The 11,744-nt window shown below is 55.1% G+C and carries 9 protein-coding genes; 1 reads left to right on the plus strand and 8 read right to left on the minus strand.

The genetic code is table 11. The features are described from left to right. Nucleotides 1-80 precede the first annotated feature (80 nt). Nucleotides 81-1,673, plus strand: coding sequence for a peptide chain release factor 3 (locus AABZ39_17095; GenBank protein MEK6796497.1), 1,593 nt, complete (start codon nt 81-83; stop codon nt 1,671-1,673). 157 nt (nt 1,674-1,830) lie between these two features. Here the strand turns inward: AABZ39_17095 and AABZ39_17100 are convergent, their stop codons facing one another. The 8 genes from AABZ39_17100 to AABZ39_17135 all read right to left on the minus strand — a co-directional run. Then, nucleotides 1,831-2,388, minus strand: a complete 558-nt coding sequence (locus AABZ39_17100) for a pseudouridine synthase (protein MEK6796498.1) — start codon at nt 2,386-2,388, stop codon at nt 1,831-1,833. A gap of 8 nt (nt 2,389-2,396) precedes the next feature. Further along, the gene (locus AABZ39_17105) at nt 2,397-2,966 is read right to left on the minus strand and encodes a flavodoxin family protein (protein MEK6796499.1); all 570 of its coding nucleotides are present in this window, start codon (nt 2,964-2,966) and stop codon (nt 2,397-2,399) included. Nucleotides 2,967-3,035: 69 nt separating this feature from the next. Continuing rightward, complete coding sequence (locus AABZ39_17110) at nt 3,036-5,273, minus strand: hypothetical protein (GenBank protein MEK6796500.1); 2,238 nt, start codon at nt 5,271-5,273, stop codon at nt 3,036-3,038. 205 nt (nt 5,274-5,478) lie between these two features. Continuing rightward, the gene (locus AABZ39_17115; GenBank protein ID MEK6796501.1) at nt 5,479-7,008 is read right to left on the minus strand and encodes a fibronectin type III domain-containing protein; all 1,530 of its coding nucleotides are present in this window, start codon (nt 7,006-7,008) and stop codon (nt 5,479-5,481) included. Nucleotides 7,009-7,021: 13 nt separating this feature from the next. Then, complete coding sequence (locus AABZ39_17120) at nt 7,022-8,038, minus strand: FlgO family outer membrane protein (protein MEK6796502.1); 1,017 nt, start codon at nt 8,036-8,038, stop codon at nt 7,022-7,024. A 184-nt stretch (nt 8,039-8,222) separates the two neighbouring features. Further along, entirely contained in the window at nt 8,223-9,035 is an 813-nt protein-coding gene (locus tag AABZ39_17125; GenBank protein MEK6796503.1) for an AraC family transcriptional regulator, read from the minus strand. Nucleotides 9,036-9,087: 52 nt separating this feature from the next. After that, a complete protein-coding gene (locus tag AABZ39_17130; GenBank protein ID MEK6796504.1) occupies nt 9,088-10,491 on the minus strand; it encodes a PorV/PorQ family protein in 1,404 nt (467 codons plus the stop codon). 31 nt (nt 10,492-10,522) lie between these two features. Next, nucleotides 10,523-11,744 (minus strand): hypothetical protein (locus AABZ39_17135; GenBank protein MEK6796505.1); only part of this gene is annotated, 1,222 nt, incomplete at its 5' end.

The raw sequence follows: 11,744 nt of genomic DNA on the forward strand, positions 1-11,744 counted from the left end.
GTGTCCACAAGAACAAAAAATCATTGACACTGCCGAAGGGCCATGTATAATCCCCGCGCAATGACAACAACGGCGGGACCATGTCACTTATTGAAGAGATAGAAAAACGAAGGACATTCGCGATAATAAGCCACCCGGATGCCGGGAAGACAACGCTTACGGAAAAGCTCCTCTTGTTCGCCGGCGCGATACAGATAGCCGGCGCGGTAAAATCGAAGAAGATAAAGAGCGCGACCGTCTCCGACTTCATGGAGATAGAGCGTCAGCGCGGCATCTCGGTGGCATCCGCAGTGATGAGCTTTGAATACAAGGGGTTCAAGATAAATCTGCTCGATACACCGGGGCACAAGGATTTCGCAGAGGACACCTACCGCACGCTTACCGCTGTGGACAGCGTCATACTCGTCGTGGACAGCGTCAAGGGCGTCGAGGAGCAGACGGAAAAGCTCATGAACGTCTGCCGGATGCGCAGGACCCCGGTGATAATCTTCATCAACAAACTCGACCGCGAGGGATCATCGCCCTTCGCCCTTATCGATGAGCTCGAGAAGAAATTGGATATAAAAGTACAGCCGATGAGCTGGCCGATAAGCCGCGGGGCCACGTTCAAAGGCGTCTACAGTTTTCATGAGAACAACCTGCATCTCTTCCGCCCGAACATGGGCACCGAAGAGGAAGACAAGATCGCTGTTTCCGATCTCACATCGCCCGAACTCGACAGCCGCGTCGGCAAGGAATATGCGGATCAGCTCCGCGAGGACGTCGATCTACTCCGCGGCGTGTACGGCGCGTTCAACAAGGAGCGATATCGTTCAGGCGAAAGCGCCCCCACGTTCTTCGGGAGTGCGCTCAACAATTTCGGTGTAAAGGAAACGCTCGATGCGTTCATCGATATCGCCCCGACACCCGCGGCACGGGAAACGGAAACACGCATCATTCAGCCCGATGAAGGGGCATTCACCGGCTTCGTCTTCAAGATACATGCGAACCTCGACCTTCGCCATCGCGACAGGATAGCGTTCTTCCGCGTGTGCTCCGGGAGATTCGAGCGCAATGCGTTCTACAAACATGTGCGCCTTGATACGGAACTGCGCTTCACCAACCCCGCAAGCTTTCTCGGCCAGCAGAAGGACGTCATCGAGGAGGCATATCCCGGCGATGTCATCGGTCTTTTCGACAAGGGGAATTTCAAGATAGGTGATACGCTCACCGAAGGGGAAGCGCTCACGTTCAAGGGTATACCGAATTTCTCGCCGGAAGTGTTCATGGAACTCGTGCACACCGGAGAGAAAGCGAAACAGCTCGATAAAGGCATTAAACAGCTCACCGACGAAGGGGTCGCGCAGCTGTTCCTCCTCACCGGCAGCAGGCGAAAAGTGGTCGGCACCGTCGGCCGTCTCCAGTTCGATGTCATCACCTATCGCCTGGAGCATGAATACGGCGCGAAATGCCGTTTCGAACCGCTCAACTTTTTCAAGGCCTGCTGGATAACATCATCGAATGAAAAGCAGCTCGCTGATTTCATGAGCTACAAGGCCAGCCATATCGGCACGGACAAGGATGAGAATACCGTCTTCTTCGCGGAATCGGAATGGATGCTCAATCACTACCGGGAGAATTATCCTGATATTGAATTCCATTTCACATCGGAATTTGATCGCGCATTATCCTGAAAGTCATGCGCGAAAATATAGTAACCACAAAGGGCACCAAGGCACGAAGCATATCGTATCGGAAGATGCCACCTGCCGGGTTCGATCGACACTACTATGATGATTCCCCTTTGTGCACGTAGCGCCTTCGTGGTTCTTTTTCATTTCCTAATGTGAACTATCCGCCTGAAAGAAGTATCGATTCTTCATCGTCGGAAAGAAAACGCCATTTCCCGGAGGGCAGATCGAGCTTTATGCATCCGATCTGAACGCGCTTAAGCTCGAGTACCTTGAGCGGTGTGCCGCGCTCTGCATCCGTCATCGCGCCGAAGAGCCGCCTGATATGACGGTTCTTCCCTTCATCGAGCTCTACCTCAAGGCGCGTCTTCGGCCCCGCACCGCCTTTTCTTTCCACACGCACGGCTTTCAACAGGCCCTCCGGTGTCTCAACGCCGGCAAGCGCCGCCCGAATGTGTTCATCGTTCACATGACCGCGCACCCAAATCTCGTAGACCTTTTCGCAATTGCCCGGCGTGGTGAGCCTGTCAGCAAGTGTTCCATCGCGTGTGAACAGCAAGAGCCCCTTGGAATCCATATCGAGACGCCCGATGGGCATCCAGTCGTCGGTGTTCGCCCATTCGGGAAGAAGTTCGTATACCGTTTTGCGGTTGAGCTCATCTGATCGCGTGACGACATAACCTTTCGGTTTATTGAGCGCAAGGAGCCGATGTGTCATATGCTCGGTCATGTTCTGAGCTGTGTCGCAAAGTGAAGAATGTTCCGCCCGAGCGTTTCCGCCTGCACCAACCGCTTCGTCTGCGACATGATATCGCCCGGTGCTCCCGCACGCGCCGTTACGCCGTTGAGCTCACCGGGGACGCAGAGCATGCCGTTCGACAAAAAATAATTATAGATGATCGCGATGGTGATGCTCTGGCCGCCGTCCTCGCCGCTCCCCACGGCGATAGCGCCGCCGACCTTTCCCGTCAGCGGACGCGCCTTGTGATGCACATAGGTCCTGTCAAAGACCATTTTCAATTGACTCGAGACATTCCGGTAGTAGACCGGCGAACCGATGATGACAGCGTCGCAACCTGTATATGCATCGGTTATCGCGTTGATATCATCTTTTATCGCGCATACATGCGCAGTATGGCACGATCCGCATGCCGTGCACGGGGAAAGCCGCATCCCGCCGAGATCGAAGCGAACAATATCCCATCCCGCTTCACGGAACGGTTTTTCCGCATGATCGATAAGAATACCGGTGTTACTTTGATCTCTCGGACTTCCGTTGATGCATAACAAGCGCATAGCTTCATCCTTTCATTCTCATCGTTCTCGGCAAAGACAGCACTGCAGCAGATGCTGACCGACAATGCATCATTCTATGATATACACCGGCTCATCGGAAATATCTATCGTCACACAGCGCTCAGGCGCCTGCATCGTCATCTCCTCGCGGCCGAGCATATCCGTCACCCGCACCTCAGCGGCGGTCGTATATACCGTCACCGGGATACGCGGCTGCGGTTTCATGCGGAGCCAGGGGTTCAGATCGCAGCGCTCTGCCCGAACGTTCTCCGCATCGGTGCCCGCTCTCTTTACGGCATGTTCGGTCGTCCCGGCAGTGACCAGTGACGGGTGAGCGAATATCGCGATGAATGAACCGTCGCCGCCGAAGAAGCGGAAGGCATGGACATCGTAGCCGCTCGTGACAGAGATGACCTCCGGCGCACCGGCATATCGTCCGCCGTAACGTTTCCAGAGCGAACTGAGATACGCCTGCGCCGGTATCATGAGCTTCGGCATGACATTGCCGCCCTCCCGAACATCGTGCACCCATGCATGCGGATCGTCCGCCCAGCAGTATGAGAATATCATATCGACGCCGAGAGCGAGCTTCTGAAGCATGGAACGGATCATCCACGCCGTCCCCGTGCGTTCCGACGGACGGCGCCATGCGTTCCCGATGCGGTATGGATCCTCCGCATCGAAACGCGGGTGACGGGCCGCAATACCATTGAGCTCCTCCTGCGTTGTGATAAGTCCATCGGTGCGTATCTCCATCCCCGCACCGGTTTCCGTATCCCACACATCCCTCGTCAGACCGCGATCAAAGAGCGCTTCATTAAAAAGCTTGCATCGATTCTCGATCGAAGAAACGCCTCGCGGGGTATCGATCTCATACAGATGCAGTGATGCCACATCCAACCATTTTCCGGCACCGGAAGCGAGCGCTCCGGCCACATAGTCCATGTTCGGTCCGGCGCCTGCTGCAAGTCCCACCACTTTCACACCGGGGGCATAGGTGCGCGTCGCGGTGGAGACGACCTCGGCAAGTTTCGCGTAGTCACGTACGGAAAAGCGTGACCTGTCCGCAGCATTCGGTTCATTCCATATCTCTATCGCCCCGACCGTATCCGTTCTCCCGCCGGGGGCATATCTCCCCCAGAACACCCGCAGAAGATCACTGATATCGCTCCAATTCGCCGGCGGATAGACCGAAAAGTCATCCCCCTTCTTCGATGAAGCCCATCGCGGAGTGCCCGCAAGAACGAAGAGCAGCTTGTTCCCTTTCCTGCATTGTGATACGCAGGCATCCATGCTATCCCAGGTAAATTGCCCTTTGCCCTTCGCCTCAATATCGCGCCCCCAATCCAGAAGCACGCGTACCCATTTATATCCGACAGGCGCAAGGGCGACATCGCCGGGGGCGCAGTGAATACCGAACGCCCAGTCGTCGGGGAGCGATGCCGCATCGATATGCGGTCCGTAACTGAAATTTCGCCGCACCTTCGTGATGACACCGTCCTTGTTCCCGAGCGTCGCTGTCAACGAATATACGCCGTTGCGCGCAGTGAACTCGGCCGTCGATGTGAATTCATCACCCGCATTCAGCGCTGCCGGGACAGTAACCCGCTTCGATGTACCGTCCACCGCATCGCGCCACTCAAGTGAAATGCTCCCGTTCCACGGCGTACCGGCGTTCGTCACACGGATGAAAAATCGCGGCGGAGACCTGTCCGTAAAACAATGAAGGGCATTGTTCGCCGATATTGTCATATCGATCGGAGGACTTGCCGGATGAAGGAGTACCGGCCCCCCGAACACGATGCCGCCGTACCGGAATTCGATGCCAATTTCCATGCCGGGTTTCAACGCAAGCAGCCGATCGGATATCCGGGTAACGATGCGGCTGGAAATATCCGGGAAGACCGGATGCGGCAATTCATCGACGAGCTTCTCCCGCGAGTTCGGATCGATGAACGTAAATACTGCAGTGGCAATCGCCGCGCCTCCCGATGCCGCCCCTGTAGTAATGCGATACGGCTCCAGCTCTTCGGACCGATCACTTATGTATGGATAGATACGTCCGCTGCCGATAAATGACAGGCGGTAGAGCCCGGCTTTCAGCGTTTCCGGTGTCTTGAAACGGACCGTCTCCACCGATGAAGACCCCTTCACCGCAAGAGTTCCGTAGGATGTTCTTTTCAGTTCGAGATCACGCGGCATTGCGGTATTCTGCAATTGCAGTTCTACCGCTGCAGCACCATCGGCGGCCCAGGAAAGCGCTGAGAACGCGGACAAAATAATGAAGAGATAGATATATCTTGTCATTCCCTGTCACGACCTCCAATCATCGATCATTTCGCGCCGTATCAGAAGGGCGCGTGTCAGTATACCCCTCTCATCGATATCGTCAATACCGGAACATGCCGGCGGCGGGTCCGCGTTTATACGCGAATTCCATCCGTGTTTTTCCTCTGCGGCTCACCCGCCACTTTCACTACTCTGCACGCAGCGGCCTGTAGCAGAAGCGCGATCAATTAAAAAGCGAATCGATATTGAAATAACGTATCTTTGTCTTGTCGGCGACGAGAAGGAACACATCCCATCCGGCCCCGGTATCGTTCGAGGTGACCGTCACCGTGACCGGTGTATCGAACTGATTGTTCGCCGTGCCGAAGCTCCCGATGGATGATATGAACTGCCCGTTCGTGGAGAAGATCTGTACGCGGTGATTGAGCGTATCGGCCACGAAGATGACGCCGTTATAGACATCGATGTCGCTCGGGGCATTGAAATCCCCGAAGGCGCTCCCCGGATCACCGACTATCGTATCCTGCCCGCCCGCGATGCTGCTGATGCGCATGCGACAGGCGGTACGCTCGATGATATACACGTTCTGCGTGTCCGCCGCGAACGATGTGAGATCGTCATAATCGATCGCCGTGTTCGAATAGATGAGCGTGCTCGTGAAGGTCTTGTAATCGGTCGGCGAAGCAAGATAGATACGTCCCCCCGAGTACGACGACGTTGAAAAATATATCTTATCCTGCGCCGCGGAATATTCCACCTTGAATTTCCTCGGTGTACCGGTATACGTTCCGAGATTCACCCATGCATTGCTGCCGTAGACATGCGTCGGCTTCCAGAAATTCGTAATGTCAGTCGTCCAGCCGGTATAGCCATTATCAGCATAGTAGTATTTCCTTGTGTTATAGTCCGTCAGTATATTATATGCCGTGTTCGTCATGACATAAAGATACCCGAGCGCCGCATCGGAATAGTACACATAGGCGTTCGCACCGCCGAGAACGTTCGCATAGAACACACTGCCGATCGCATTATCGAGCGATGAATTGGCCGTATCCCAGTCGATGGAATACGTAAGGTCCCATGGGCCGTACGCTCCGGGATCGACCGGGTTCGCATGATATTGTATCATGATATTATCGCTTTCATCGATATCGTAATAGACCCAGTACGGAAGATAGAACACGCGGAGCATGTTCTGTATGCGCCCGACACCCTTGCCGCCGTACTGCGACGGTGTTCCGCGGTATCCGAAGAACATATACCCGTCGATAGCGCTTACACAGTACATCTTTGCGCTCCCCTCGGTGACGGCGGGGTCCTTGAGCGATATGACACCACCGGCAGCAGGCGGTGTACGCAGTGAAATGACCGACGATACGCTCGCATAACCCGCGCGATTCTCCGTACCGACACGGAAATAGTACTGTGTAAAAGGAGATAACCCGGCTATCCGATAGGTCGTGACCGCAGCTTCCGTTATGGTCGCCATGGGGACGGTCGTATCGACCGTCGACGATGTGCCGCCGTATATCCTGTACGCGTAGAAATTCGGCTGCACATTCCTGTCCCATTTCACCGTCACCGAATAGGCATCGAGCGCGACTATGTTCGACACGGCGGAAATGTACACGGCATTCACATCACGGTTGTATGTGCTCCCGAAATCGAACGGATTATTCCTGAGCCGCGGGCTGCAGCCGGCGGCAAGAACGATCATCGCGATGAGCATGAACGAGAGGATGTGCTTTCTCATTGGCGGCCTCCTGTTAAAAACAGATACTGAACTGCGCATGCACGCTTGTATCGCCCGGTTTGACCCCGGGGTAGATCGCAAAACGCGGACGATGCAGGTAGTCGTAATACGAAACGTTCTTCGCAGCGTTATCAAGATCGTCGGAGATGATGCTCGCAATGACAATGGCATCCACGACCGCGTACAGCCACACGACGCCGTAGCCGATAAGCGAAAAGAGCGCGATATTATCGTAGAGCACGGTGTTGTTATAGAGATCGAGCGCGTGCTGACGGTTATACGCCATGTTCGTCGGGTCTTCCCACTTCTTATAATCCGTGTATTCCGCATAGCTCAGCTCCGCGAGTATCTTGAACGTAACGGCGCTCGCCACCGTTGCAACGAATGCGGAGAAACATATCGTCCCCTGAATGGGCGTATCGTTATAGAACTGCCCCCACCCGGGGACCAGTGCCGATTGAAACCCTGCGGTAATGGGATATTTCCGCGACGAGAGCAGCACCTTCGCCGCATTGTTGAGCTTGTCTTTCGCGAACTCCACCTTTTCGGTAAGGATGATGCGCCCGCTCTCTATCTCGGTCATCTGAACGCTGATGATGTAATTGTTCTCAACCTCGGATACCGTGCCGTTGAGAAGCAGGTTCGCAGCGACGATCTTCCCCAATTGAGCGGCTGTTGCCGTATCGACGGCGCCGGAAAGACCGAGCTCCATCTCCTTCATAGCCTTATCGAGGTTCGCACGGTCGATGACGTCGAACTCGCCGGTCTTCTTTATCTCGGTAATGAGCACCGAAGTGAACGCATTGCCTATGCCGTTCTCCTTCGCCGATTTCCCGTTCACGCTGAACTCGAACACAGCGATATTGTTCTTGTATTTCTCTTTCGCCTCGCGCCGGAACGACTGGGCGATCTTCTGCGCAAGCACCTCAGCACCCTGTGCAAGCATGGACCTGTCCCTCGGCTTTTCGGCGGCAGTGCAGAGCAAAGCACCGGTGATGAACACCGAGATACAATGAATGGGAACTCGCATGGTTTCCTCCGATCGGGGAAATGCAAACGCTTTCGAGACCGGGCAGAAAACGCCCGCTGATCGGGTCACTATACACTACAACCCCGACATTTGCAAGTGGATTAGTAGGGATTACACCCCTGCCTGAGCCGCAGAAACAAGAACGAGCGAATATACCGAAACCTCACTGCGCGGAAGGCGCGATTCATCGATTGAAGATCCTGCCGCCCGAACGACGATAATCGGACGGAAGCACGCCCGCACGGGAACGGAACATACGCGTAAAATGACTGAACGAGTCGAAACCGACCTCAAGCGCGATATCCGATATCGACTGCGTACCCTCGCGGAGGAGCAGTTTCGCCCGTTCAATCCGGAGCTCCGTCAGCCGCTCATGCATGGTCGTACCGGTCGCGTCGCGGAAGAGCCGCGCGCAGTGCGACGACGACAATCCGAACGCGCGCGCTATCTCGCTTCGCTCAAGCTTTGCATGCAGCCGCCGCGTCAGGAACAGATCGATGCGTGCGGCGAGATCGTCCTTGCGCGTTTTATTGAGGCTTGAAAGCTCGATCGCCTCTCCCTTCGCTGCAGCACGTTCCTCGGCGATGAGAAGTCTCAGGAAAAGTGCGTACGCAAGGTCCGACGAATGCAGTCGTGAGGGGTCCTTCAGTTCATCGACAAGCGCATGGAAAGTACTGATGAGCGGTGCGGAAATGGCCGACCGTACGCAGAGCCGATTTTCGAGCGAGAGGGAATGATCGATGAACTCGACGATGATATACCCGGGGGAGCGCCCATCGCATCGCGGCGAACGTATCGTATCGGGCGGTATGAGCATCGCTGTGTTCGCCGTCAGACGATGCGTTCTCCCGGCACAGGACATCGCGACCGCACCGTACACAACGGCATACCACTGCATCGATGAACGGACATGCGGCTCGATCCGGTATCCGAGACCCTGCTCCTTGAACGCCATTGAAGTTATCGTGACAGGCGGATCATCTCTTCGAACGGGCATGCTCACTGTCCTCGTTCTGTCGTGAATGAACACGTGGGGATGGTCATGGATCTCACTTCAACACGTTCTCGAAAAGCTCAAGCAGCGTATCATTGTCCGGCCAGCGATAGAGCCCGTATTTTATCACTTCGCGGGCATAGGGCATATCCCTCCGGGCTATCGCCGCTTTCGCTTCACGTATTATCTCCTCTACCGTCATACGCTTCAATCGCTCCAGGTTCAGGCGCGGCGTGACCGCATTGGTCACGATACGATCGATCAATGCAGCGTTCGTTACGATGTTGCTTCTCACTTTTTCGGTCGTCGGCACCATAACGTTCGTAAGGACCGGGGCAGGAGTATTCGTTACCATAACCGCTCTCACATTCGTCATCTCCGGGGCACGGGCGTTCGTTTCTGCCGCCAATACCGACGCCCCGTTCGTTCTGCCGGCGTTCTCATTGCTCAGCACATTCGTTACGCCGTTGCGATCCGCAGTATCTCCACGGTCGGCGTCCCCGATATTCGAGGCCGCTGCCGGGAACGAGTAGCGCACCGTCGCCAGCATTTTCGTGTTCCCGTATGCCAGGAACGGCATGGTCGCCGCGATATCCACCGATAACCCGAACGGAAGGCGTATCCCGGCACCGATGCTCAGTATGGTATAGAGCTGATACCCAAGACGTACCGCGATGAATTTATCGAACACATACTCGGCGCCGAACTGAAAACCGATGTCATCATCGATGCATTTATCGATATCGGTGAAAAGGCGTATCTCGTTCCTCGCGTCATCGAGCACAAGAAAGTCCGCCCCGAGCGAGAACGTTATCGGCATAGTGAACGCCGTCGTATCGAATTTCATCGGGAACCCGAGATTCAACGCCGAAAAGCCGACACCCAATCTATTGTTGATGAACCGCGCCATGACCGATACATCCCCGGCAAGGCCATGGGCGGATACGCCGCTGTACGACTGGAGGATATATTTCAGCGTGACACCGGCAGTGAGAAAGCCGAGATCGCGCGCGTAGGATACCGCGAGGGACATATCCGCACTGAAATTATCCGGAAGGATGTCGGCGAACGCGAATTCAGAATTCGTATCCGATATACTGAAAGGGGAAAGCATATATGGAAGAACGATCAAGCCAATACCGAACACGCCGATACCGGGCAATGGATAGGCAAAGCTCATCGCCGTATAATCAAGGTCGCCGCTGAAAAGCCTCATATACGATACGCTCATTTCCGGGAGCTTCAGGTCAGCGAGCGCCGCGGGATTCTTCCACACACCGACCGGACCGGAACGATGGGATGTCGACGCTTCACCGAGCCCGACAGAGACCGCATCCGGCTCTAACCTGAGGAAACGCACACCGGAAACGCCGGTAGTACCGATCTGCGAAAGCAGAGGAGCGGCCAACGCGATCGAAAGAACGCCGGCACGGATGGTGCTGCATATCCGGGCGCTCACTCCGGATCCCCTTCGGCAGTGACCGGCGTGATCATTTTATCACCTGCCATTTTATCGTCCTGTCCGTCCCCGCACCATGGAAGCGTACCAGATACAATCCGCTTGCAAGCTGCGGCGGGACCGTCCAGACATGTCCGGCGGCCGCATTCGGCACGGCAGGGAACCGGGTTATGAGTTTACCATCGACCGTATATATTTCAATCGACATGCCTGCACTGACCGGCGCGAACATGACCCACTGCTGCCCGGCGCCATATCGCGGGTCCGTTCCGTTCGGTCGATACGGGTTCGGCGCTACGATCGCCACCGTCGATGACGTTGCCCTGCGATTGGTCACGACTATCGGTATCGATGTCGATACCGACATGATATTCGCATTATTGACCGCGACAACGAGCACCGAATATGCTCCGTTCAAGAGCGCACTGCTGCTCACCGACGCGGAAAAATCGCCCCCCGCCGCTGTTGCGGTCACATTCGTCACAACCCCTGCCGCATTGCTTATCTGCACCACCACGCTCAGTATCCCGGATTCAAGATCGGAATTCGTACCACGGAAGATATGTACACCGCTTATCGACTGCAGTGCGGTAATATTCGTTATGTCGGCGACCGGCGCTGTAAGGTCGATGAAATTCGTCTGACAATTCGTTACGACAAGCCCGAATTCATTGCTTGCCACTGCGTAGAATACATTGGTTATCGGGAACCCCGTCACATTGACATTGGTCAACCAATTCGTCGTCGTACCGCCAGCGGGATTATACACAAGTGTCGCATTGGTACTGAAATACACACCGGTAAGCTCGGCCGTACCGCTGTCAGCTGCCCCGGATACTGGAACGGTCGAATTCGTTATCCATGTATTTGCGGCCGGACTCGATATCGTAATGGTCGGCGCAGGTGTACCATTTGATACGTAATTCGACCACGTATTCGTATAAGTGAAACCAACACCATTCGAAGATATAAGCACCAACTTCATCACACCATTCGTGAAAATCGTACTGTTCAAGGCGAAATCCCACGGCGATGTTGCCGCAGTAGCGCCATAGAAACCATCATTCGTATACAGCACATTCGCCGTGATAGCCGACCAGTTCTCGTAGTTCGTACCGCGTATGTTTATCGTGCCCGCGATTACGCTGCCGTGCACATAATTCGTCACCACCGATATCGGTGCGCTGTTATCGATGACATTCGTCTGATACCATGTATTCGTCCTGTAATTCGACGATACCGCAGCGAAAATG

The sequence above is a fragment of the Spirochaetota bacterium genome (assembly GCA_038043445.1).
Lineage (GTDB): Bacteria > Spirochaetota > Brachyspiria > Brachyspirales > JACRPF01 > JBBTBY01.